Genomic DNA, 20,519 nt, shown 5'->3' on the forward strand with positions numbered 1-20,519 from the left:
GTGGTCTTCGACCGCGGCGGCTACATCTATCACGGTCGGGTGAAGGCGCTGGCGGAAGCCGCGCGTGAAGCCGGCCTGAACTTCTAAGGAACCGCAGCATGGCGCACCAACCCCAACGCGGCGGCGGCGGCAACGATCGCAATCGTCGTGACAACCGCAACGCTCCCCAGGCCGACGGCCCGGACAGCGACATCGTCGAAAAGCTGGTCCACATCAACCGTGTGGCCGCGACCGTCAAAGGCGGCCGTCGTTTCTCGTTCGCCGCCCTGATGGTGGTTGGCGACGGCAAGGGCCGGGTCGGCTTCGGTCACGGCAAGGCGCGTGAAGTGCCGGAAGCCATCCGCAAGGCGACGGAAGAAGCCAAGAAGACGATGATCCGCGTTCCGCTGCGCGAGAACCGCACCCTGCACCACGACGGCAACGGCCGTTGGGGCGCCGGCAAGATCATGGTCCGCGCGGCGCCTCCCGGCACCGGCATCATCGCGGGCGGCCCGATGCGCGCCGTTCTCGAGACCCTGGGCGTGCAGGACGTGGTGGGCAAGTCCACCGGCTCGTCCAACCCCTACAACATGATCCGCGCCACGTTCGAAGCGCTGAAGGTCCAGTCGTCCCCCCGTCAGGTCGCGTCCAAGCGCGGCAAGAAGGTTTCGGATCTGCTGGGTCGCCGCAACGACGGCGCCTCGTCGCCTGAAGCCGTGGAGGGCTGATAGATGGCCGCCAAGGACAAGAACACCGTCACCGTGCGTCAGATCGGCAGCCCGATCCGTCGCAAGAACGACCAGCGCGCCACCCTGGCGGGCCTGGGCCTGAACCGCATGGGCCGCGAGTCCACGCTGGAGGATACCCCTTCGGTGCGCGGCATGATCGCCAAGGTCGCCCACATGGTGGAAGTGGTCGAGAAGTAATCTGGCGTTTCTCCCTCCCCTTCGGGGGAGGGCGATCGCCGTTCAGGCGATCGGTGGGGGCGGCTCGGCGAGCGGCCCTCATTTGCATTTCGGGGATGTCTTGCTTAAAGCGCCCCCACCGGCCGCTTCGCGGCCACCCTCCCCGGTGGGGAGGGAGATGAACTCAACGCCGAGTCTGGCTTCGCCAGGCGCGAGAACCCGAAAGGATCAGGCACATGAAACTGAACGAAATCCGCGACAATGAAGGCGCCCACAAGAAGCGCATGCGCGTCGGCCGCGGCCCCGGTTCGGGCAAGGGCAAGACCGCTGGACGCGGCGTCAAGGGCCAGAAGTCCCGTTCGGGCGTCGCCATCGGCGGCTTCGAAGGCGGGCAGATGCCGCTCTACATGCGCATGCCCAAGCGCGGCTTCAACAATCCGAACGCGCTGAAGCTGGCCGAAGTGAACCTGTGGCGTCTGCAGGACGCCGTGGACGCCGGCAAGCTGGACGCCAAGGCCGAGATCAACGGCGACGCCCTGGTCGCCGCCGGCGTTCTGCGCCGCACCCGCGACGGCGTGCGCGTGCTGGGCACCGGTGAACTGAAGGCCAAGCTGAACCTGGTCGTCTGGTCGGCCTCGGCCGGCGCGAAGAAGGCCATCGAAGCGGCGGGCGGTTCGGTCGTCGAACAGCGCATCGCCGCCGAGGAAGCCGCCAAGGCGCGGGTCGACAAGCGCAACGCCGCGCGCGGCAAGCCCAAGGCCTGAGACCGGTCGTCATCGCGGCATCGGGCCGCGCGCCAGGTCCGCGATGACGATTAGACAAAGGCGGCCCTCGCATGGGGGCCGCTTTTCACCTATCTGACGTCGAACCGTCAGCGTCCTCGGGGGACACACAATATGGCTTCGGCCGCCGAACAACTCGCCGCCAACATGAACTTCGGCTCCTTCGCTCGCGCGAAGGAACTGCACAAGCGCCTCCTGTTCACCCTGATGGCGCTGATCGTGTACCGCATCGGCACCTACATCCCGATCCCGGGCATCAACTCGCAGGCGTTCCTGGATTTCTTCGGAAACCCGGACCAGCAGCGCGGCATCCTGGACATGTTCAACATGTTCTCGGGCGGCGCGGTCGAGCGGATGGCGGTCTTCGCCCTGAACGTGATGCCCTACATCTCGGCGTCGATCATCGTTCAGCTCATGGGCTCCGTTTACGGCCCCTGGGAGAAGCTGAAGAAGGAAGGCGGCGAGGCGGGCCGCAAGCAGCTGAACCAGTACACGCGCTATCTGACGGTCGTTCTGGCCATCGCCCAGTCGTTCGGCATTGCCGTGGGCCTGCAGAACTCGCAGGGCATGGTCGATCAACCGGGCATGTTCTTCGTGCTGACCACGGTCGTGACCCTGACCGGCGGCACCATGTTCCTGATGTGGCTCGGTGAGCAGGTGACGGCGCGCGGCGTCGGCAACGGCATCAGCCTGATCATCTTCGCCGGCATCGTCGCGGTTCTGCCCAGCGCCATCGGCCGTCTGCTCGGCCTGGCACAGGAGGGTCAGATCTCGGCCTTCGCCCTGCTGTTCATCACCGTTCTGTCGATCGCGGTCATCGTCTTCATCGTGTTCATGGAGCGCGCCCAGCGTCGTCTTCTGATCCAGTATCCCAAGCGCCAGCAGGGCAACCGCATGGTGGGCGGCGAAAGCTCGTTCCTGCCGCTGAAGGTCAACACCGCGGGCGTCATCCCGGCCATCTTCGCCTCGTCGCTGCTGATGCTGCCGACCACGGTCGCGGCCATGGCGCCCAGCGCCAACATGGCCCCCTGGATGCAGTGGATCGTCGGCCAGATGCAGCACGGCCAGCCCGTGTTCATGGTGTTCTACGGCGCGCTGATCATCTTCTTCTGCTTCTTCTACACCTCCATCACCTTCAATCCCGAGGACACCGCCGAGAACCTGCGCAAGTACGGCGGCTTCCTGCCGGGGATCCGTCCGGGCAAGCGCACGGCGGAGTATCTGGACTATGTGCTGACCCGCCTGACCACCATCGGCGCGGCCTACATCACCGCCGTCTGCCTGCTGCCGGAGTTCATGATCACGCGCTTCGCCAGCCTGGGCTATTTCGGCGGCACCTCGCTGCTGATCGTGGTGGTGGTGTCCATGGACACGGTCGCCCAGATCCAGTCGCATCTTCTGGCGCACCAGTACGAGGGCCTCATCAAGAAGGCCAAGCTGCGCGGACGCGGGGCTCTGTCGCCCGGCCGCAAATAAACGGCCGGGGAGGGCTGAGACGTGAACATCATCCTGTTTGGACCGCCGGCGGCGGGCAAGGGCACCCAGGCCAAGCGGCTGGTCGAACAGCGCGGCATGGTCCAGCTGTCCACCGGCGACATGCTGCGCGCGGCCATCGCCTCGGGCTCGGAGCTGGGCCAGACCGTCAAGGATGTGCTGGCGCGCGGCGACCTGGTCACGGATGAGATCGTCATCGCCCTGATCAAGGAGCGTCTGCCCGAGGCCGAGGCCGCCGGCGGCGCCATCTTCGACGGCTTTCCCCGCACCGTGGCCCAGGCCGAGGCTCTGGACGCCATGCTGGCCGAGCGCGGCAGCGGCATCGACAAGGTGATCCGGCTCAAGGTCGACGACGCCGCCCTGATCAGCCGCATCGCCAAGCGGTTCGCCGAACAGGGCCGCCCCGACGACAATCCCGAGACCTTCAAGGACCGTCTGGGCGTCTACAACCGCCAGACCGCGCCGCTGCTTCCCTACTATGAGGGCGAGGGCAAGCTGGTGGAGATCGACGGCATGGGCGGCATCGACGAGGTCGCCACCGCCCTGGACGCCATCCTCGACGCCTGACCGGCGTCAGTTCTCCACAATGAACGCCGCCACCGCGTCCGCCAGCCCCTCGGCCAGCGGGGCGTCGGGATCGGCATAGACGGCGATGTTGCCGGCCCGGTCTTCCGGGGCGGCCTTCATCACGTGATTGATCCCCTCGAGATCGAGCCGTTCGGCGTTCGGCTGGGCGGTCGACAGGGCGTCTGCGTCCGCTTCACTGATCTGGATATCGTGAGTGGCGTGGACGACCATGATCGGGCGGTCGTAAGCGGCGGCCAGCGCGCCGGGATCGTGCCGGAACCACGAAATCAGATAGGGCTGCACCGAAGGACGGAACAGCGCCTCCAGCCCTGGGGCGGTCTCGACGGTGCGTCCGGCTTCCAATTCTGCCAGCGCGTGCATGGCATGATCGTTCAGGGGCTGGGGCAGGACGGCCAACTGCTCGCGCACCACATCCGCCGCCGGACGTCCCGCTGACGCCAGCAGGACGACGCCGCAGACCTGCGGATTGTCCGCCGCCGCCACCTGGGCCACCAGACCGCCCTCGCTGTGGCCCAACAGCCAGACGCAGTCCCGGCCGGTCCTTTGCGCCAGATCGGCGGCCCAGGCGCGCGCATCCTCCGCCATGTGATCGAACCGCAGCGCGTCTTCGGACAAGGCCGCGGCAGCGCTGGCGCCGATCCCCCGCTTGTCGATGCGCACGGTGGCGACGCCGTGCTCGGCCAGCGCCTCGGCCATCAGGCGCAGGGTCGCTGCCTGAATGGCGGGCATCTGATTGCCGTCGCGATCCGTGGGGCCTGAGCCGGGGATCAGAACCGCCGCCGCGCGGGTCTCTGCAGGCATCAGCAGGGTGCCGTGCAGGGGCGCAGGCTCCGCCAGGATGAAGATGTCCTCCGACACCGGCGCGGACTGGATCAGGGCGGAGAAGGCGAGGGCGCTGAGCATGGCGGTCTCCAGGGTCAGAAGGGTTGGCGGTCGGGATCGGCGCGCCAGACGCGCCAGCTTTCAACGACGGACCACAGGGCGGCGACGGAAACGGCCCCGATCAGGGACATCATGCCCGCGGGCTGCGGCGCGAAAGGCGCGGCGACGAGGCCGATCAGGCCCAGCAGGCTGAACAGCCGCCCGGCCAGACGGTTGGACTTTTCCCACGCCAGCCGGCTCTTGAAGGTCCAGGGCGTGCGCACCCCGACCGCAATATTCGGCCCCACGCGGCCCAGAAAGGCGCCGACGGCCAAAAACAGAAGGCTCATGCCGCCCATCTGCAGGGCGGGCGAGGGCAGGGACCCGCCGGTCATCATCATGACCATGAAGGCGGTCGTGGCGACGATGGTCAGAAGGGTGACCAGCTGTCCGGCCAGAAGGCCGCGACGACGGGCGGCGTCGTCCGTGCGGCGGGCGTAGTGAGCGAAGCTCGCGCCGATGGCGGCCAGCATCAGGCCCATGGAGCCGATCACCAGCCCGGCCTCCATGCGGTCGCCGAAACGATCCGGCGTCCCATCGGCGCCGTAGTGCATGGGAATGGCGCCCTGGGGCCCGGACAGCAACATCCAGGCGGCATAGGCGAGAATGGCCAGACTGGCCGCTGCGGTGGCCAGGTCGATCAGGTTCAGTCGCTGTTTCATCACCCCTCCTTGTCGTTCACGTCGTCCCGCGCGCCGGTCAGATCCATCAGGAACGCCAGCGCTTCCTCCACGGCCGAGATGTCGAGGCGATAGCGGATGGAGGATCCATCCCGCTCGGCGCTGACCAGCCCGGCGTCCTTCAGCGCGGTCAGGTGCCCGGTCACCGTGGGCCAGGCCATGTCGAAGGCCGCCGCGATGTCGCCGGACGCCATGGGGCCGCCCCTCAGCATGGCGATGATGCGCCGCCGCACCGGATGGGACAGGGCCTTGAACACGCTGTTCATAGGAGAGAGGCTAATTAGGAAGTATCCTAAATGCAAGCGGCGGGCGCCCCCACGTCCCTGATTGACGCATCGCCCCTCCACACTGGCCGCCAGAAGGAGTGACCATGGCCGCGCAGGACGAGGACGCCGTTCCGGACCTGGACTGGATGATCGACATGGCCTGGCGCCGGGCGACGCTGGCCCTGCGCGCCGGTCGTGCGCGCGAGACCGAACGCTGGCTCGTCATTCACGCGCGCCTGACCGCCATGCCCCGATCGGACTGGCCCGGTCCCGCTCCGGACGACAGCGAGGGTGCAGACTCGCGCCCCGGCCTCGAAACGCGCCCGGACGCCCCGACATCTTCCGACGAAGTGCACCAATTGCACCAATTGCACCTGTCTACAGGCGAAGCATCGGCCAGATTCCCGCACAGCGGCCCTGATCCGCCCCCGGGGCCGCGCTCTCAACCGTATTCCGGGCCCTGAATGGCGCCGATGGAGCGGAATCCCTCACCTGAACAGCCGGAAAGCACCTCTGGACGACCAGAGGCCCGGGCCGCTTGCGTCCTCTAGATGGAGAAGCTGACGCCGCAGCCGCAGCTTGAGGCGGCGTTGGGGTTGCGCACCACGAACTGGGCGCCGGCCAGCTCATCCACGAAGGCGATTTCGGAGCCCTTGAGGAAGGGGATGGAGACCGGGTCGATGACCACGGCCTGACCGTCGCGCTCCACGCGCAGATCGTCGTCCTCGGCCGCCTCGACCAGATCGAAGCGGTACTGGAAGCCCGAGCAGCCGCCGCCGTCCACGGCCACGCGCAGCAGGACGGCGCGGCCTTCGTCGGCCGACAGCTCGGCCAGGCGGCGGGCCCCGCTTTCGGACAGCACGATGCCCTCGGGCGCGCGCTGGGCGATGCTGAGGGTCAGACCGGCTGGGATCATGGGTTGGACGGTGCTCACGTCCCTCTATATGAGGCGCTTGCGGGCGTTCGCAAAGGCCCGCGATCAGACAAAGACGCCCGAGTGACCTTGTCCGCCCAACGCGCCCCCTATGCCGAGACCCCCGACCAGTCGCGGGGCCGGCTGGTTCCCGAGACCGTCAGCCGCACCCGCAACGCCTTTGCGCGCGACCGGGACCGGATCATTCACTGCACCGCCTTCCGCCGCCTGAAGGAAAAGACCCAGGTGTTCGTGGCGCACGAAGGCGACCACTACCGCACCCGCCTGACCCACAGCCTGGAGGTGGCGCAGATCGCGCGGTCCATCGCCCATGCGCTGAAGCTGGATCAGGATCTGGCCGAGACCGTCGCCCTGGCCCACGACCTCGGCCATCCCCCGTTCGGCCACGCGGGCGAGGACGAGCTCCAGCTGTGCATGGCGGCGCACGGCGGCTTCGACCACAACGTCCAGACCTTCCGCGTGGTGACGAAGCTGGAGGAGCGCTATCCGGCGTTCGACGGCCTCAACCTCAGCTGGGAGACCATCGAGGGGGTGGTCAAGCACAACGGGCCGGTGACGGACCAGCTGGACAAGCCGTCGTGGCGCGCCATCGCCGACTACGGGGCCGAATGGGACCTGCGGCTGGACAGCTTCGCCTCGCTGGAGGCCCAGGCCGCCGCCATCGCCGACGACATCGCCTACAACAACCACGACGTGGACGACGGGGTGCAGGCGGGCCTGTTCCGTCTGGACGACCTGAACGACGTGCCGCTGATCGGGCCGATCCTGCACCGGACCCGCAAGGACTGGCCCGATCTGGACAACCGCATGATCCGGCTGGAGGCCGTGCGGCGCATGATCGGGGCCATGATCGACGACGTGCTGGCCGAAACCGAGCGCCGCATCGCTGAAGACGGCATAGTCACGACGGAGGATGTGCGCACGGCCAGCCGCACCCTTGTGCAGTTCTCCGGTCCCATGATGGAGGATCTGGGGCGGCTGCGGGCGTTCCTGTACGAGCGGATGTACCGCCACTACCGGGTCAACCGCACGCGCAGCCAGGCCAGGCGCATCCTGTCGGAGATGTTCGCCCTGTTCATGCGCGAGCCCGATGTTCTGCCTCCGGAATGGAGCGGCAAGGCCAGAAGCGAGGAGCCCGACCGGCGCGCCCGCGCGGTGTGCGACTACATCGCCGGCATGACCGATCGCTACGCCATTGAGGAACACAGGAAGCTGTTCAGCCTCGACCTGCAGCTCGATCTGTGATTCGACTAAACCGAAGGCCGGGCGGGGCGTAAGATAAGGGTTCTAACCCGCGATTCGCGGGCGGCCTGACCTGGAAGCGCGCCATGTCCTACGACGACAACAATCGCAACGACCCCGACCGCGGCGCCTATACGCCCCCGGACGACGACGATCTGCCGTTCCGCCGCGGCGGTTTCGACGCGCGCGGCGGCGATCCGAAGAAGCCGATCCCCATGATGCTGATCATTAGCGTGGTGGTGCTGCTGGTGCTGCTGGCGGCCATCGGACTGATCTACGGCCTCGGCGGCGTGCGCTCGCCGGGCGACGCGCCGCCGGTGGTGGGCGAGTCGGTGGGCGACCTGACCGGTCCCGCGCCGGTGGACGCCCAGCCGGTCGATCCGGAAGGCGACATCACCGCCTATGAGGCCGCGCCCCAGGGCGAGACCCCGCAGTTCGCCCCGCCCCCGGAAGCGGTCCAGCCGCGCCCCGAGCCGCAGGTCGAACCGGCCCCGCTGCCGCCCGCCCGTGTGCCCGAGACCACCCGCCCCGCCGCCGCCGCGGACGCCGCGCCGCCGCGCACGGAGACGGTTCCCGATCGCGGCGCCACCACGCCCACGCCCACAGCAGGCGGCTCGGCGGTCCAGATCGGCGCCTTCTCCTCGCGCGATGTGGCCGACCGCGAATACGCCGCCGTCGCCGCTGCCTTCCCCGAGTATGCGCGGGGCCGCACCAAGGGCGTGGAGCAGGTGACCAGCTCGTCGGGCTCGACCCTGTACCGCACCACCTTCAACGGCTTCTCGCGCGAGCAGGCGACGGCCTTCTGCGCCGCGCTCAGGAACGCCGGGCGCGACTGTCTGGTCCGCTAGTGATCACGGCGGCGATCTATGGGTGTGAAGGCCCGGTGCTGGGCGAGGAGGAGCGACGCTTCTTCCGCGACGTCCGGCCCTGGGGCTTCATCCTGTTCCGCCGCAATGTGGAGACGCCGGATCAGGTCCGCGCCCTGACCGCCGCCCTGCGCGAGAGCGTGGGGCGGGCCGACGCGCCCATCCTGATCGATCAGGAAGGTGGGCGGGTCCAGCGGCTGCGCCCGCCGCACTGGCCCGCCTATCCGCCGGGCGCGGCCTATCTGCAGGCTGCCGGGGATGCGCTGGAGGCGCGCGATCTGGCCCGTCTGGGCGCGCGGCTGATCGCCCATGACCTGCTGGCGCTGGGCGTCACGGCGGACTGCCTGCCGGTGCTGGATACGCCGACGCCGGGGGCCCACGACATCATCGGCGACCGCGCCTACGCCCACGATCCCGCCACCGTGGCCCTGCTGGGCCGGGCGGCGGCCGAGGGCCTGCTGGCCGGCGGCGTCCTGCCGGTGATCAAGCACATGCCCGGCCACGGCCGCGCCACCGCCGACAGTCACCACGCCCTGCCTGTGGTGGCCGATCCCCTGAAGACCCTGGAGGCCTGGGACTTCGCGCCGTTCCGCGCCCTGTCGGACATGCCCCTGGCCATGACCGCCCACGTGGTGTTCGAGGCCATCGACAGGAAGCGCCCGGCCACCACCTCGCGCAAGGCGGTCAAGCTGATGCGCGAGGATGTGGCGCGCGGCGGTCTGGGCTTCGGCGGCCTGATCATAACCGACGACCTGTCCATGAACGCGCTCAGCGGCTCGTTGCGGGAGCGGGCCGAGGCCTCGCTCAAGGCGGGGTGCGACGTGGTCCTGCACTGCAACGGCAATCTGAACGAGATGCGCGCGGTGGCCGAGGGCGTTGGACGGCTGAAGGGCGCGGCTGCGAAGCGGGCAGAGACGGCGCTGGCCCGCGTTCCGGCCACGCCCGAGCCGCTGGACGAAGCCCACGCCCGCGCCCGGTTCGAGGCGCGGCTGGCGGGCCGGATGACGGCGGCGGCGGGTCCGGCGGCGGGTGAGGCATGAGCGAGGAGTTCCAGACTGATCTGGGTTTCGACGCCGTGGAGGCGGCGCCCGACGACCAGACCTTCGTGGTGGACATCGACGGCTATGAGGGGCCGCTGCACGTGCTGCTGGCGCTGGCCCGCACCCAGAAGGTCGATCTGCTGAAGCTGTCGATCACGAAGCTGGCCGAGCAGTATCTGGCCTTCGTGCACGAGGCCCGCAGCCGCAATTTCTCTCTGGCGGCGGACTATCTGGTGATGGCGTCGTGGCTGGCCTATCTGAAGTCGCGCCTGCTTCTCCCGCGCAACGAGCAGAAGGTCCGGGACGAGCCGCCCGCCGAACTGATGGCCGCGGCGCTGGCCTTCCGCCTCAAGAAGCTGGAGGCCATGCGCACGGCGGTCGAGGCCATCACCGCCCGGCCGCAGCTGAAGCGCGACGTGTTCACCCGTGGCGACCCGGAGGCCACGGTCATTGTGCCGTCGGACCGGGTCGAACTGAGCCTGTACGACCTGATGGTGGCCTATGTGGTCCAGCGCCGCCGCGAGGAGCACCGCCGCTATACCCCCACCCAGCGGGTTGAGGCCTTCGCGCTGGAGGAAGCCCGCGACTGGCTGCGCGAGGTGATGCCGAAACTGGCCGACTGGACCCCGCTGGAAAAGGTCGCCCCCACGCGCGAGCGGGGCGGGGAGGGGCCGACCCAGGCGTCCTATGTGGCCTCGACTCTCTCGGCCAGCCTGGAACTGGTCAAGGAAGGCGCCATGGATGTGCGCCAGACCAGGGCCTTCGACGACCTCTATCTGCGCCGCCGCGATATCGGCCAGCCGCTGGAGCTGACCCCGTGACCGTGGAGCCCGATGATCTGGAGCGCCGCATCGAGGCCCTGCTGTTCGCCGCCTCGGCGCCGCTGTCGGTGGAAGAGATCGCGCGCCGCCTGCCCGAAGGGGCCGATGTGGGCGGCGCCCTGACCGCCCTGATCGAACGCTACGCGGGCCGGGGCGTGGAGCTGGAATGCGTGGCGGGCCGCTGGCGCTTCCGCACCGCGCCAGACCTGTCGTTCCTGATGACCGAGGAGCGCGAGGAGCCTCGCCGGCTGTCAAAGGCCGCGCTGGAGACTCTGGCCATCATCGCCTACCACCAGCCCGTCACCCGCGCCGAGATCGAAAGCGTGCGGGGGGTCAGCATCTCCAAGGGCACCCTGGATCTGTTGCTGGAGATGGGCTTCGTGCGGCTGAAGGGCCGACGACGCACGCCGGGGCGGCCGGTCACCTACGCCACCGCCGACCGCTTCATGGAGCATTTCGGCCTGGCCAGCCTGTATGATCTGCCGGGCGTTCAGGAAATGAAGGCCGCCGGCCTGCTGGACCTGTCCCTGCCCGCCGGGTTCGAGGTGCCGGACCCCTCGCGCGGCGACGGCGAGGACGAGGACCCTGTCGAGGACGGCGACACGCCCGAGTTCGTGCAGGACTTCGTCGAGGGGGACGAGGACAAATAATCCCTCTCCCGATGGGAGAGGGCTGCGCGCAGCGGGGAGCGATAGCGAGCCGCTCCTTGCGCGCAGGGTGAGGGCCCGGTGGCTGCCCCTTGAGGCATCCGTCCCTCATCCCCCGCGCCAGAACGAAGCCGCTTCGCGCCGTCGTGCGCGGGTCCCCCTTCTCCCATCGGGAGAAGGCTCCGTTTCACCCTTTCCGATTGTTCACGTGTCTTTGCACGCGCGCCTTGGCAGTATCGGGCATCACGTCACTCCCGAGGGGCCTTACCAATGCTTCGTATTCTTCTGATCGTCGCCATCGCCGTGCCCATGCTTTCGGGCTGCATCATCATTTCCACCGACAAGCCGTCCACGCGCGTCATCACCACCAGCGACGATTCGAGCCGTTGATGCGTATCCTTCCCTTGCTGCTGGCCGCGCCTTTGATGCTGGGCGGCTGCGTGATCTACGCCAGCGACAGCGGCGAGACGACGACGGTGCGCACCGCGTCGGCGGCCTCGGTCGAACTGGCGCCGCGCGAGCTGGAAAGTGTGCACGGCGTCCGCTTCGAGCGGGACCAGGCTTTGGTGCGCGTCACCTCCAACGGCTGCACCGACAAGTCCGATTTCAGCGTCGAGATCGTGGACGGCGGCGCCATGGCCGGGGAAATGACCCTGGTCCGTAACGAACCCGACCACTGCCGCGCCCTGATCGCCGAGGGTGTCGAGCTTTCGTGGACCTATGCGGAACTGGGCCTTGAGCGCGGCGCCGCCCTGGTGCTGGCCAATCCGCTGATCGTGCCCTGAAACCTATTGACCGCTGTTCCCGGACCTGAACCTTTTCTGTTCGGGATCAGGGGGAGCGCGTGATGACGCCGATCGGCAGGTATCTGGAGCAAATCGTCGAGGACCTGGGCTTCAGCGACTTCGAAGGCTTCCGGCTGCTTTACGATACGGCGACATCAGCGTTCGGCGCCGTGCTCCTGGCCATTCTGGCGTATCTCCTGATCCATGCAGGCCAGGTGCGAGCCGCCCGTGACACCCGCAGGATCGAACGCGCCCGTCTGCTGCATGATCTCGATCGTGAGTACCATGACCTCATGGCGACGCGCTGTCTTTTGATCAGTCAGGACAAGCCGCCCGTCCGGGTCCCGGAACAGGATCTGTGGAATCTGGAGTACGCCCTGACCCGCGAGGTCAGGTGGCGGTCGTCTCTGGAGATGAAGCCTGACGGCGACAGTCGGGCTTATGCCTACATCAACACCAGCCGCTTCGTGCGCATCGCCGACAACGCCTACATCGACACCTTGACCCTTCACCGCGTCGTCGGATGGTTCAAACGCATCGCCCAAGCCATGGCGGCGGACATTCTGGACCGGCGCGACGTGGCGGGAATCTGGCGCAACGTTCTGCCCTGGGCCAAGAACAACCGCTTCACCTACCTGACCTTGTTCTTCGGGCTATCGCGGACGGACCGGGTCGCAGACCACTGGCCAGACCGCCGCAGGGGCAAGCGTCCGCTTTTGCGGACTCCGGAATGGCGGCCCGGTTGGCACCCCGATCTGGAGCCGGAGCCTGACCCCGTCTGGTCCAGCGACATCCGGCCGGTCTACCGGGTCATTCATGCGGTCATCGACACAGCGGTGCGCGACGAACTGGCCGAGCCTCTTGACCACGCGTGCGTCCTGAAGGGGCGCGAGCCGCCGACCAACGACGGGCTCGATCCCATGGTCCGCGCACGGCTGTTTCGTCAGACCTGAGGAACGGCCGGGTGACTGCGTCAGGCCTCGAAAGGCCTGACCATTTCGGGCGGAATGCGGTGGGGGCGCATGGTCGCGGAGTCCACCAGGCACCACTCGGACAGGCCCTGGGCGCACAGGCGGCCCTCGCCGTCCTCGATGCGGACATAGCGGGCGAAGCGCGGTCCCTGCGGATCGCCCACCCAGGTGCGGGCCACAGCTGTCGCGCCGGGGGGCAGGGGCCGGAAATAGTCCACCTCGTGCCGCAGGGCGACCCACGACCAGCGGGCGCGGTCCTCGGCGCTGAACCGGCTGTTCCAGTGCGCCGTGCCCGCTTCCTGCAGCCAGCCCACATAGACCACATTGTTGACGTGGCCGTTGTCGTCGATGTGCTCGTCGCGGATGGTCAGGGGCAGGGTGAAGACCTGGCGATCCTCGCGCGGGGTCAACGCCTGCCGGGCCACGATCAGGCCTCGCCCAGGACCACGCCCTTTTCGATCAGGGCCTGCTGCAACTCGCCGGACTGGAACATCTCGCGCACGATGTCCGAGCCGCCGACGAATTCGCCCTTCACATAGAGCTGCGGAATGGTGGGCCAGTCGGTGAAGGTCTTGATGCCGTCGCGCAGGGATTCGTCCTGCAGCACGTCCACGCCGACGAACGGCGCGCCCACGTGATCCAGGATCTGCACCGTCACAGCCGAGAAGCCGCAGCGCGGCGCGTCGGGGGTGCCCTTCATGAACAGAACCACCGGGTGTTCGGCCACGGTGGCGGCGATGAAGGCGTGGGCGGGGTTCTCGATGGGGTCGGTCACGGGATGTCGCCTGTTCGGGAGGAACCCGTCAGCTAGGGAGCGATCAGGGCCGGGTCAAGGCGAGGGCGCCCTTCGCCGTCTCGCTCACGCGCGGGCGCTCGCGGGTTGAGCGCTGTCAGGCCGCCGCCATACGGACGCGCGCCATCTCGATCTGGGCCGCCAGACCCGGGGGCAGGTCGCGCTCGGGCACGGTCGCCAGAGCCTCGATCCGTTCTCGGTCGGGCGCCTCGACCATGACCGTGGCGATGGAGGGATCGGTCAGGGTGAAGGCCAGGCAGATATGCTCGGCGCTCCAGCCATGGGTCCGGTGCAGGAAGGCGAAGGTGCCGGCGCCGGCAAGCGGATCGTGCTTCGGCCGCCCGCCGCCGCCCAGGCCGAACAGGCCCTTTTTCGGCGCGTGGACGGTGTCCGCCTTCTTCGCCGTGTCCAGCGCTTCGGGGAAGTAGCCGTAGGCCACCACCGCCATGTCCCGCTCCAGCGCCGCGCGCATGCGATGCTTGATCTGCCAGGGTGAGTTGACGTGATAGCTGGTGGCCAGCACGTCGAAGGCGCCGGTGGAGATGTAGGCGTCCATGACGTCGCCGTCGCCGGCGATGCCCAGCATGCGAAGGCGTCCGGCGGTGCGCTGGGCCTTCAGGGTGTTCAGGGCCGCCTGCGGCATCTCGTCCTCGCCCGGCTCGTCCAGCATGACCAGATCGATCCAGCCCAGACCGGAGGCGTGCAGGGTGCGGTCGATGGAGGCGGTCAGGGCCTCGGGCGAGAAGTCGCGACCGGGCCGACGGGCGTCAACCCGCCCCAGACTGACGGACACCTGGATCAGCTTGCGGTCGACCTCGGACAGGGCCTGGCCCACCGCCTCGGCCAGAACCGGGTCGGCGCTGGTCAGATGAAAGGTGTTGATGCCGGCTTCCAGCCCCGCGAACACCAGAGCCTGGGCGCGCGAAGGCCCCCCTGCCAGCGCTTCGGAGCCGATCTTGAGGGTCAGGGCGGAAACGGCTGAGCCGGAACGGCCTAGCGGACGATAGCGCATGGTTGTCAGGCTCCCTCGGGCACGCTGGTCTCCAGCGCCAGGGCGTGAAGTTCGCCGCCCATCTTGCCTTTCAGGGCCGCATAGACGGCCTGATGCTGCTTCACCCGGGACAGGCCGGCGAAGACCGTCGAGACGATGCGCGCGCGGTAGTGATCGCCGTCCCCGGCCAGATCGTGAATCTCGATCTCGGCGTCGGGAAAGGCGTCGCGCAGATGCTGTTCCAGCGTCTCGACAGGCATGGGCATAGGAAATCGGTCTCCGGATAACACCGTTAAGGATGCCCGATAATCCTTAAGGGGCGGCTTACGCGGCCGCCTTACGCGCTCGCAGCCGAAGCTCGATGGGGCGGCGGGCGCGAAGCGTCACCTGATGCACAGGACGGGGCTCTGCGCGCGAGATCGGTTCCACCCGGGCCTCGCGCAGGATGACGGCCAGGGCGATCATCGCCTCCTGCACGGCGAAGCTGGCGCCGATGCAGACCCGCGGGCCCGCGCTGAAGGGGATGTAGGCGTAGCGGTCCACCGCCTTGCGGTTCTCCGGCAGGAAGCGCTCCGGCCTGAAGGCGTCGGGATCGTCCCACAGCAGGCGGTGGCGCTGCAGCACCCAGGGCGAGATTACCACCGTGGTCCCCGCGCTGATGGCCTGGCCGCCGATCACGTCCGCCTCCAGAGCCTTGCGGGCCATGGTCGGGGCGGGCGGGAACAGGCGCATGGTCTCCTCGAAGGCGGCGCGGATCCAGGGCATGCGATCAGTCCAGTCCGGCTGGTCGATATCGAAACCGTCGGCCTCGGCCTGGACCTTCGCCATAACCTCGGGCTGGCGCGACAGCAGATGCAGGGTCCAGCCCAGCGCCCGGGCGGTGGTTTCGTGCCCGGCCAGGATGAAGGTCAGGATGTTGGCGGCCACCTCGCTGTCGCTGAGTCCCCGCCCGCCGCCCTCGTCCTGGGCGGTCAGAAGAGCGGTCAGCAGGTCGGGCGGCGTCTCATCGCCCGCGTCCATGCGCGCGCGGCGGGCGGCGACGAGGGCGGTGACGCGCTTTTCGAAGAACACCGCCGAGCGGTGGCTGGCGATGCGGCCCAGCCGCGGCGCCCAGTCCGGGGCCCCGATCACGTCCAGCGGATCAATGCGGGCCCCGGCGGACAGATAGCTGTTCAGGGCGCGTTCAAAACCTGCGGCCTGTCCGCCCAGATCGTCGGAGAACATGGTCGCGGAAAGGATATCGAAGGTCAGGCCGGACAACTCGCTGTCCATGTCCATGACGCGGCCCTGCGGCGCCAGACGCCATCCGGCGATCCGGGCTTCGCACACCTCGGCCATGCGCCGGGTCAGGCCGCCGATGCGCGCGGGGGTGAACAGGGGCGCCATGATACGCCGGGCGCGGCGCCAGTCCTCGCCCTCGGTCAGCAGCAGACCTTCGGCCAGCAGGGGTCCCAGAACGCGCCGCTGAAGGTCGCCCTTCACATAGTTGGCGGCGTTCTCGGTCAGGACGCGGCGGACGCCGTCGGGATGGCTGACCACCAGCATCTCGCCGAACATTCCGCGTCCGTGGATCTGCGGCAGCTCAAAGTGCCGATCCGACCAGATGCGCAGCGGATCCCGCCAGCTCAGCCACAGAAAGGCAGGCGCCGACAGGGGACGGCCGGAGCGTCGCGGCGGAACCTGGGGTCTGTAAACCGTGTCCGCCGTGATGCTCATGAGGTCAGCCTTTGATCCAGTCGGGCAGCCAGCCTTCGTGACGTCGACGAAGCTCGGCCAGGGGGATGCTGAACAAGCCCCTGGACGCGAAATCGGTTCCGCCGGCGCGGCCCACGACCGAGGCGTGCAGCCCGGCCTCGCGGGTGGCGGCGATCAGCGCTTCGGCGTCCTGAACCGCGACCAGATAGCGGGCCTGATCCTCGGCGAAGAGCAGGATGTGGGCGTGCTGTTCGCTGGTGGCGTCCAGCACCACGCCGGTGTCGGAGGCAAGGGCGAGATCAGCGGCCGCGCCGATCAGGCCGCCGTCGGACAGGTCATGCACCACCGTCAGCTTGCCCGCCTCGATCAGCCCGCGCACGAAGTCGCCGGTCTTTCTCTCGAGCTTCAGGTCCACCGGCGGCGGGGCGCCGTCCTCGCGGCCCAGCACCTCGCGCAGATAGATCGACGCGCCCAGTTCGCCGTGGGTGTCGCCGATCAGCACCAGCGTATCGCCCTCGACCATGCCCGCGAAGCCGGTGGTGACGTCATAGTTGGGCAGCAGGCCCACCGCGCCCACGGTGGGCGTGGGCGGAATGGCGACGCCGTTGGTCTCGTTGTAGAGCGACACGTTGCCGCTCACGACGGGGAAGTCCAGGGCGGCGCAGGCCTCGGCCATGCCGTCGATGGCCCGCACGATCTGGCCCATGATCTCCGGGCGCTGCGGATTACCGAAATTGAGGTTGTCGGTGATGGCGATGGGACGCGAGCCGACCGCGGTCAGGTTGCGCCACGCCTCGGCCACCGCCTGTTTGCCGCCTTCATAGGGGTCGTTCTGCACATAGCGCGGGGTGCAGTCGCTGGTGACCGCCAGACCCTTGTCCGTGCCGTGCACGCGCACCACGCCCGCATCGGCCCCGGTGGCGGAGTCCTGAAGGGTGTCGGCCATGACGTGGCGGTCGTACTGCTCCCAGATCCAGCGCTTGGACGCCATATCGGGGCAGGCGATGACCTTGATCACCGCGTCGGTCCAGTCGGCGGGGGGGGGCACGTCCTTCGGGTCGAGGCGCGGATGCAGCACCGGCTGGGTCCACGGCCGATCATACAGGGGCGCGTCGTCGAACAGGGGCGCCAGCGGCACGTCGCAGACCACCTCGCCCTTGTGCTTCAGCACCAGATGGCCGGTGTCGGTGGTCTTGCCGATGACGGCGGCGTCCAGTCCCCATTTCTCAAAGATGCGGCGCCCGTCGTCCTCGCGTCCGGGCTTGAGCACCGCCAGCATGCGCTCCTGGCTTTCGGACAGCATCATCTCATAGGCGGTCATGCCCTCTTCGCGCTGGGGCACGTGGTCCAGATCCAGCTCGATGCCGACGCCGCCCTTGCCCGCCATTTCGACGGAGGAGGAGGTCAGGCCCGCCGCGCCCATGTCCTGAATGGCGGCCACGGCGCCCGAGGCCATCAGCTCCAGCGTCGCCTCGATGAGCAGCTTCTCGGCGAAGGGGTCGCCCACCTGCACCGTGGGGCGCTTGGCGTCGGACTCGTCGTCGAACTCGGCCGAGGACATGGTGGCGCCGTGGATGCCGTCGCGCCCGGTCTTGGAGCCGAAATAGACCACCGAGTGGCCCGCCGCCGGGGCGGCCGAATAGAAGATCGAGTCGGCTTTGGCCACGCCCACGCACATGGCGTTGACCAGGATGTTGCCGTTGTAGCCCCGGTGGAAATTGGTTTCGCCCGCCACGGTGGGCACGCCCACGCAGTTACCGTAGCCGCCGATGCCGGCCACCACGCCGGTGACAAGGCGGCGGGTCTTCTCATGCTCGGGATCGCCGAAGCGCAGGGCGTTCAGCAGGGCCACGGGCCGCGCGCCCATGGTGAAGACATCGCGCATGATCCCGCCCACGCCCGTCGCCGCGCCCTGATAGGGCTCGATGAAGGACGGGTGGTTGTGGCTCTCCATCTTGAAGATGCAGGCGTCGCCGTCGTCGATGTCGATGACCCCCGCGTTCTCGCCCGGCCCGCAGATCACGCGCGGCCCCTTGGTCGGGAACTTGCCCAGATGGATCTTGGACGACTTGTACGAGCAGTGCTCGGACCACATCACCGAGAACACGCCCAGCTCAACGTGGTTGGGCTCTCGCCCGAGGCGGTCCAGCACGACCTGGTATTCGTTTTCGGCCAGGCCGTACTCGGCGGCCAGTTCGGCCATGGTGGGGGTGTGCGCGCTCATGGCGCGCTTCTAGCGGGCCATGGCCCGATAGGCTATATTCTAGAAAGATTATCCGGAGTTCTAGAATGGGCCTCAGCATCAAGCGAGCCGAAACCGAGCGCAAGGCGCGGGCGGTGGCCGAGCGCCTGGGCGTCAGCGTGACCGAAGCCATCGACCGCGCGCTGGAGGAAAAGTGGCGGGGGTTGACCGCAGGTGAGGAGCCAAACGAGACGGCCGGGAGGCGAGATGCCCTGTTTGCCCGTATCCGGGCCCGAAACGCCATCGGTGGTCCCAGCCTCAAGGAGATCGAGGCGGAAACGTATGGTGAGGGCGGCGAGCCCATCTGATGGTCATAGACACCTCCGCCCTGTTCGCCATTGAAGCCGAGGAGCCGGAAATGGTGCATTTCGATTCTCTGCTGAGAGCAGCGGATCGGCGCCTGATGAGCGCGGCGTCAGCGGTGGAACTGGCTGTCGTGCTGACTCGACGACGGTTGTCGGATCAACGGCTCGCGGTGGATGATCTGCTGAGCCATTACGGGATCGAGATTGTCGATGTGGACGAGAGCCAGATGCGTCAGGCCTGGCTCGGTTTCATTCAGTTCGGCAAGGGGCGGCATCCGGCGCGGCTGAACTTTGGCGACTGCTTCAGTTATGCCTTGGCGAAGTCGATGGGCGAACCCTTGCTGTTCAAGGGCGAGGATTTCACCCACACGGACCTTACGCCCGCGGCCTGACCTCAGCGCGCGATGTCGCGCTTGAGGCGGAACACAAGGATCAGGGCGAGGATCAGAACCAGCAGCGAGGCGGCCAGGGCGGAAAAGCCCAGCAGCGGGTTGCGCTCCTGCTCGGCCACGAACACGGCCATCAGGCCCCAGGCGATGGGCAGAGGATAGGCCATCAGGCGCAGGCGCCAGGTCACCAGCAGCGCGGCGGTCACCACGACGGCGACGGCCAGCAGGGCCCAGCCCGTGGGCGGCAAGCCCGGGGGCAGGGCGTCATTTGCCGTCAGGACGGTCAGCACATTGGCGGCCGTGGCGATGGTCAACCAGCCGGCCAGCAGGCCCAGCGGCCAGGCGATCAGCCAGCGGTCGGAATCCCTCGACGGCGCGGCGCGGATCAACTGGGTGCTCATCAGCATGGGAACGACCAGCACCAGGCCCGAACCGGCGATCAGCACGACCGTGGCCGCGTCCCAGCCGGCCGCCGAGGCGATGACCCACAGGCCGATGCCGACCATGCCGGCCACAGAAGGCCAGCCCATGCGGCTGAGCAGATCGCTCTCGCCGGTGCGCGGCAGCACCTGCCAGACCCCATAGGCGATCAGCCAGGCATAGATCAGCCCCCAGATGGAAAAGGCGTAGCCGGCCACGCGCAGGGTCTGGTCACCGTCGGCCGAGAACTCGGCCGGGGTCTGGCCCCAACCCAGCAGCATCTGGCCATAGCCCACGATGGGTGCGAACAGGGCTGCCCCCAGCACGACGAAGCGGCGCGTCTGCTGGGCGGAGGTGGGGCGATTGATGGACGACATGGCGCGCTTTCCGATGGTTGCAAGCGTTACGGCAACTACGCTTCCGGGCTCTGAAAGGTTGCGGCCCGGCCACAGGAACAATCGCGGGGGGCCGAGGTTGCTGCTGTGGAGGGCGGACTGTCCGCCCGACGGAGAGAGCCATGACCGACAGCACCATCACTCCCGAAGATCCCCGCTTCGAAACCGATGAAACCCAGGCTGAACAGGCAAGCCAGCAGGGTTTGGGCGTCGGCGCGCGCGAGCTTGAAGCCCAACGCGGCTCAACCGAGGCCGCCAACGAGGAAGACCAGGACCTCGAAGACGATCAGGACGATGTCGACCCCATCGACGACTCGATCGGCGTTCAGGGTCAGGCCCCGGGCGAACCCGGCGCCTGACACCTATCG

28 protein-coding genes are annotated in these 20,519 nt (G+C 68.3%); 17 read left to right on the forward strand and 11 right to left on the reverse strand.

Annotation, left to right across the window (positions count from 1 at the left end; all coding sequences use genetic code 11):
• The 6 genes from ACK4SE_RS12240 to ACK4SE_RS12265 all read left to right on the forward strand — a co-directional run.
• The coding region (locus ACK4SE_RS12240) for a 50S ribosomal protein L18 (protein ID WP_409693221.1) at positions 1-87 on the forward strand (87 nt) is incomplete at its 5' end.
• Between the two features lie 11 nt (positions 88-98).
• On the forward strand, positions 99-707 hold the full coding sequence (rpsE, locus tag ACK4SE_RS12245; RefSeq protein ID WP_292103331.1) for a 30S ribosomal protein S5: 609 nt from the start codon (positions 99-101) through the stop codon (positions 705-707).
• A 3-nt stretch (positions 708-710) separates the two neighbouring features.
• Complete coding sequence (gene rpmD, locus ACK4SE_RS12250) at positions 711-905, forward strand: 50S ribosomal protein L30 (RefSeq protein WP_021698699.1); 195 nt, start codon at positions 711-713, stop codon at positions 903-905.
• A 215-nt stretch (positions 906-1,120) separates the two neighbouring features.
• Complete coding sequence (gene rplO / locus ACK4SE_RS12255) at positions 1,121-1,648, forward strand: 50S ribosomal protein L15 (protein ID WP_409693064.1); 528 nt, start codon at positions 1,121-1,123, stop codon at positions 1,646-1,648.
• A 132-nt stretch (positions 1,649-1,780) separates the two neighbouring features.
• Positions 1,781-3,142 (forward strand): preprotein translocase subunit SecY, encoded by a 1,362-nt coding sequence (gene secY / locus ACK4SE_RS12260; RefSeq protein WP_409693066.1) that lies wholly within the window; start codon positions 1,781-1,783, stop codon positions 3,140-3,142.
• Between the two features lie 21 nt (positions 3,143-3,163).
• On the forward strand, positions 3,164-3,727 hold the full coding sequence (locus tag ACK4SE_RS12265) for an adenylate kinase (protein ID WP_409693068.1): 564 nt from the start codon (positions 3,164-3,166) through the stop codon (positions 3,725-3,727).
• Positions 3,728-3,733: 6 nt separating this feature from the next.
• On the opposite strand, the gene ACK4SE_RS12270 is transcribed toward ACK4SE_RS12265, so the two are convergent.
• The 3 genes from ACK4SE_RS12270 to ACK4SE_RS12280 are packed head-to-tail and all read right to left on the reverse strand — an operon-like array spanning position 3,734 to position 5,615.
• Positions 3,734-4,651, reverse strand: a complete 918-nt coding sequence (locus ACK4SE_RS12270; RefSeq protein ID WP_409693071.1) for an alpha/beta hydrolase — start codon at positions 4,649-4,651, stop codon at positions 3,734-3,736.
• A gap of 14 nt (positions 4,652-4,665) precedes the next feature.
• A complete protein-coding gene (locus ACK4SE_RS12275) occupies positions 4,666-5,331 on the reverse strand; it encodes an SdpI family protein (protein ID WP_409693073.1) in 666 nt (221 codons plus the stop codon).
• On the reverse strand, positions 5,331-5,615 hold the full coding sequence (locus tag ACK4SE_RS12280; protein WP_409693076.1) for a metalloregulator ArsR/SmtB family transcription factor: 285 nt from the start codon (positions 5,613-5,615) through the stop codon (positions 5,331-5,333). The genes ACK4SE_RS12275 and ACK4SE_RS12280 overlap by 1 nt, the downstream gene beginning before the upstream one ends.
• A gap of 104 nt (positions 5,616-5,719) precedes the next feature.
• On the opposite strand from ACK4SE_RS12280, the gene ACK4SE_RS12285 reads away from it, so the two are divergent.
• The gene (locus tag ACK4SE_RS12285; protein WP_409693078.1) at positions 5,720-6,079 is read left to right on the forward strand and encodes a hypothetical protein; all 360 of its coding nucleotides are present in this window, start codon (positions 5,720-5,722) and stop codon (positions 6,077-6,079) included.
• Between the two features lie 83 nt (positions 6,080-6,162).
• Here ACK4SE_RS12285 and erpA read toward each other — a convergent pair whose 3' ends face one another.
• On the reverse strand, positions 6,163-6,531 hold the full coding sequence (gene erpA, locus ACK4SE_RS12290; RefSeq protein WP_409693224.1) for an iron-sulfur cluster insertion protein ErpA: 369 nt from the start codon (positions 6,529-6,531) through the stop codon (positions 6,163-6,165).
• A gap of 81 nt (positions 6,532-6,612) precedes the next feature.
• On the opposite strand from erpA, the gene ACK4SE_RS12295 reads away from it, so the two are divergent.
• The 7 genes from ACK4SE_RS12295 (at position 6,613) to ACK4SE_RS12325 (ending at position 12,903) form a co-directional block, all read left to right on the forward strand.
• On the forward strand, positions 6,613-7,794 hold the full coding sequence (locus ACK4SE_RS12295; RefSeq protein ID WP_409693081.1) for a deoxyguanosinetriphosphate triphosphohydrolase: 1,182 nt from the start codon (positions 6,613-6,615) through the stop codon (positions 7,792-7,794).
• An 83-nt stretch (positions 7,795-7,877) separates the two neighbouring features.
• Positions 7,878-8,639 carry an SPOR domain-containing protein gene (locus ACK4SE_RS12300; protein WP_409693084.1) on the forward strand — a complete coding sequence of 254 codons (762 nt, stop codon included), beginning with the start codon at positions 7,878-7,880 and terminating at the stop codon, positions 8,637-8,639.
• Complete coding sequence (gene nagZ / locus ACK4SE_RS12305) at positions 8,639-9,697, forward strand: beta-N-acetylhexosaminidase (protein ID WP_409693087.1); 1,059 nt, start codon at positions 8,639-8,641, stop codon at positions 9,695-9,697. The genes ACK4SE_RS12300 and nagZ overlap by 1 nt, the downstream gene beginning before the upstream one ends.
• On the forward strand, positions 9,694-10,518 hold the full coding sequence (locus tag ACK4SE_RS12310) for a segregation and condensation protein A (RefSeq protein WP_409693090.1): 825 nt from the start codon (positions 9,694-9,696) through the stop codon (positions 10,516-10,518). Before nagZ ends, ACK4SE_RS12310 begins: the two co-directional genes overlap by 4 nt.
• Complete coding sequence (gene scpB, locus ACK4SE_RS12315) at positions 10,515-11,168, forward strand: SMC-Scp complex subunit ScpB (RefSeq protein ID WP_409693093.1); 654 nt, start codon at positions 10,515-10,517, stop codon at positions 11,166-11,168. Before ACK4SE_RS12310 ends, scpB begins: the two co-directional genes overlap by 4 nt.
• A 386-nt stretch (positions 11,169-11,554) precedes the next feature.
• Positions 11,555-11,950 (forward strand): hypothetical protein, encoded by a 396-nt coding sequence (locus ACK4SE_RS12320; RefSeq protein ID WP_409693096.1) that lies wholly within the window; start codon positions 11,555-11,557, stop codon positions 11,948-11,950.
• A gap of 62 nt (positions 11,951-12,012) precedes the next feature.
• Positions 12,013-12,903 (forward strand): hypothetical protein, encoded by an 891-nt coding sequence (locus ACK4SE_RS12325; protein WP_409693099.1) that lies wholly within the window; start codon positions 12,013-12,015, stop codon positions 12,901-12,903.
• 20 nt (positions 12,904-12,923) lie between these two features.
• Here ACK4SE_RS12325 and ACK4SE_RS12330 read toward each other — a convergent pair whose 3' ends face one another.
• The 6 genes from ACK4SE_RS12330 to purL all read right to left on the reverse strand — a co-directional run bounded on the left by ACK4SE_RS12330 (position 12,924) and on the right by purL (position 18,624).
• Positions 12,924-13,346, reverse strand: coding sequence for an acyl-CoA thioesterase (locus ACK4SE_RS12330; RefSeq protein WP_409693101.1), 423 nt, complete (start codon positions 13,344-13,346; stop codon positions 12,924-12,926).
• Between the two features lie 2 nt (positions 13,347-13,348).
• Positions 13,349-13,696 (reverse strand): Grx4 family monothiol glutaredoxin, encoded by a 348-nt coding sequence (gene grxD / locus ACK4SE_RS12335; RefSeq protein WP_409693104.1) that lies wholly within the window; start codon positions 13,694-13,696, stop codon positions 13,349-13,351.
• Positions 13,697-13,811: 115 nt separating this feature from the next.
• The gene (locus ACK4SE_RS12340) at positions 13,812-14,726 is read right to left on the reverse strand and encodes an aldo/keto reductase (RefSeq protein ID WP_409693107.1); all 915 of its coding nucleotides are present in this window, start codon (positions 14,724-14,726) and stop codon (positions 13,812-13,814) included.
• A 5-nt stretch (positions 14,727-14,731) separates the two neighbouring features.
• Positions 14,732-14,971: a BolA family protein gene (locus tag ACK4SE_RS12345; RefSeq protein WP_409693111.1), complete on the reverse strand. Its 240-nt coding sequence runs from the start codon at positions 14,969-14,971 to the stop codon at positions 14,732-14,734.
• A gap of 58 nt (positions 14,972-15,029) precedes the next feature.
• Positions 15,030-16,421, reverse strand: a complete 1,392-nt coding sequence (locus tag ACK4SE_RS12350; RefSeq protein ID WP_409693114.1) for a cytochrome P450 — start codon at positions 16,419-16,421, stop codon at positions 15,030-15,032.
• Positions 16,422-16,425: 4 nt separating this feature from the next.
• Complete coding sequence (gene purL / locus ACK4SE_RS12355; RefSeq protein WP_409693116.1) at positions 16,426-18,624, reverse strand: phosphoribosylformylglycinamidine synthase subunit PurL; 2,199 nt, start codon at positions 18,622-18,624, stop codon at positions 16,426-16,428.
• Between the two features lie 65 nt (positions 18,625-18,689).
• Between purL and ACK4SE_RS12360 the strand changes: the two genes are divergently transcribed.
• Positions 18,690-18,950: a type II toxin-antitoxin system VapB family antitoxin gene (locus ACK4SE_RS12360; protein ID WP_409693119.1), complete on the forward strand. Its 261-nt coding sequence runs from the start codon at positions 18,690-18,692 to the stop codon at positions 18,948-18,950.
• Positions 18,950-19,339 (forward strand): type II toxin-antitoxin system VapC family toxin, encoded by a 390-nt coding sequence (locus ACK4SE_RS12365; protein WP_409693122.1) that lies wholly within the window; start codon positions 18,950-18,952, stop codon positions 19,337-19,339. The genes ACK4SE_RS12360 and ACK4SE_RS12365 overlap by 1 nt, the downstream gene beginning before the upstream one ends.
• A gap of 2 nt (positions 19,340-19,341) precedes the next feature.
• Here ACK4SE_RS12365 and ACK4SE_RS12370 read toward each other — a convergent pair whose 3' ends face one another.
• Positions 19,342-20,133, reverse strand: coding sequence for a hypothetical protein (locus tag ACK4SE_RS12370; RefSeq protein ID WP_409693124.1), 792 nt, complete (start codon positions 20,131-20,133; stop codon positions 19,342-19,344).
• Between the two features lie 140 nt (positions 20,134-20,273).
• Between ACK4SE_RS12370 and ACK4SE_RS12375 the strand changes: the two genes are divergently transcribed.
• On the forward strand, positions 20,274-20,510 hold the full coding sequence (locus tag ACK4SE_RS12375; RefSeq protein WP_409693126.1) for a hypothetical protein: 237 nt from the start codon (positions 20,274-20,276) through the stop codon (positions 20,508-20,510).
• Positions 20,511-20,519 lie beyond the last annotated feature (9 nt).

It is taken from the genome of Brevundimonas sp. (assembly GCF_046293315.1).
Classification (GTDB): domain Bacteria; phylum Pseudomonadota; class Alphaproteobacteria; order Caulobacterales; family Caulobacteraceae; genus Brevundimonas.

Bases quoted from the DNA above. Each gene is read 5' to 3' on its own strand.
- rpsE (WP_292103331.1), top strand. From the start codon at position 99: ATGGCGCACCAACCCCAACGCGGCGGCGGCGGCAACGATCGCAATCGT.
- rpmD (WP_021698699.1), top strand. From the start codon at position 711: ATGGCCGCCAAGGACAAGAACACCGTCACCGTGCGTCAGATCGGCAGC.
- rplO (WP_409693064.1), top strand. From the start codon at position 1,121: ATGAAACTGAACGAAATCCGCGACAATGAAGGCGCCCACAAGAAGCGC.
- secY (WP_409693066.1), top strand. From the start codon at position 1,781: ATGGCTTCGGCCGCCGAACAACTCGCCGCCAACATGAACTTCGGCTCC.
- ACK4SE_RS12270 (WP_409693071.1), bottom strand. From the start codon at position 4,651: ATGCTCAGCGCCCTCGCCTTCTCCGCCCTGATCCAGTCCGCGCCGGTG.
- ACK4SE_RS12275 (WP_409693073.1), bottom strand. From the start codon at position 5,331: ATGAAACAGCGACTGAACCTGATCGACCTGGCCACCGCAGCGGCCAGT.
- ACK4SE_RS12280 (WP_409693076.1), bottom strand. From the start codon at position 5,615: ATGAACAGCGTGTTCAAGGCCCTGTCCCATCCGGTGCGGCGGCGCATC.
- ACK4SE_RS12285 (WP_409693078.1), top strand. From the start codon at position 5,720: ATGGCCGCGCAGGACGAGGACGCCGTTCCGGACCTGGACTGGATGATC.
- erpA (WP_409693224.1), bottom strand. From the start codon at position 6,531: ATGATCCCAGCCGGTCTGACCCTCAGCATCGCCCAGCGCGCGCCCGAG.
- ACK4SE_RS12300 (WP_409693084.1), top strand. From the start codon at position 7,878: ATGTCCTACGACGACAACAATCGCAACGACCCCGACCGCGGCGCCTAT.
- ACK4SE_RS12310 (WP_409693090.1), top strand. From the start codon at position 9,694: ATGAGCGAGGAGTTCCAGACTGATCTGGGTTTCGACGCCGTGGAGGCG.
- ACK4SE_RS12320 (WP_409693096.1), top strand. From the start codon at position 11,555: ATGCGTATCCTTCCCTTGCTGCTGGCCGCGCCTTTGATGCTGGGCGGC.
- ACK4SE_RS12325 (WP_409693099.1), top strand. From the start codon at position 12,013: ATGACGCCGATCGGCAGGTATCTGGAGCAAATCGTCGAGGACCTGGGC.
- ACK4SE_RS12340 (WP_409693107.1), bottom strand. From the start codon at position 14,726: ATGCGCTATCGTCCGCTAGGCCGTTCCGGCTCAGCCGTTTCCGCCCTG.
- ACK4SE_RS12345 (WP_409693111.1), bottom strand. From the start codon at position 14,971: ATGCCCATGCCTGTCGAGACGCTGGAACAGCATCTGCGCGACGCCTTT.
- ACK4SE_RS12350 (WP_409693114.1), bottom strand. From the start codon at position 16,421: ATGAGCATCACGGCGGACACGGTTTACAGACCCCAGGTTCCGCCGCGA.
- purL (WP_409693116.1), bottom strand. From the start codon at position 18,624: ATGAGCGCGCACACCCCCACCATGGCCGAACTGGCCGCCGAGTACGGC.
- ACK4SE_RS12360 (WP_409693119.1), top strand. From the start codon at position 18,690: ATGGGCCTCAGCATCAAGCGAGCCGAAACCGAGCGCAAGGCGCGGGCG.
- ACK4SE_RS12365 (WP_409693122.1), top strand. From the start codon at position 18,950: ATGGTCATAGACACCTCCGCCCTGTTCGCCATTGAAGCCGAGGAGCCG.
- ACK4SE_RS12370 (WP_409693124.1), bottom strand. From the start codon at position 20,133: ATGTCGTCCATCAATCGCCCCACCTCCGCCCAGCAGACGCGCCGCTTC.
- ACK4SE_RS12375 (WP_409693126.1), top strand. From the start codon at position 20,274: ATGACCGACAGCACCATCACTCCCGAAGATCCCCGCTTCGAAACCGAT.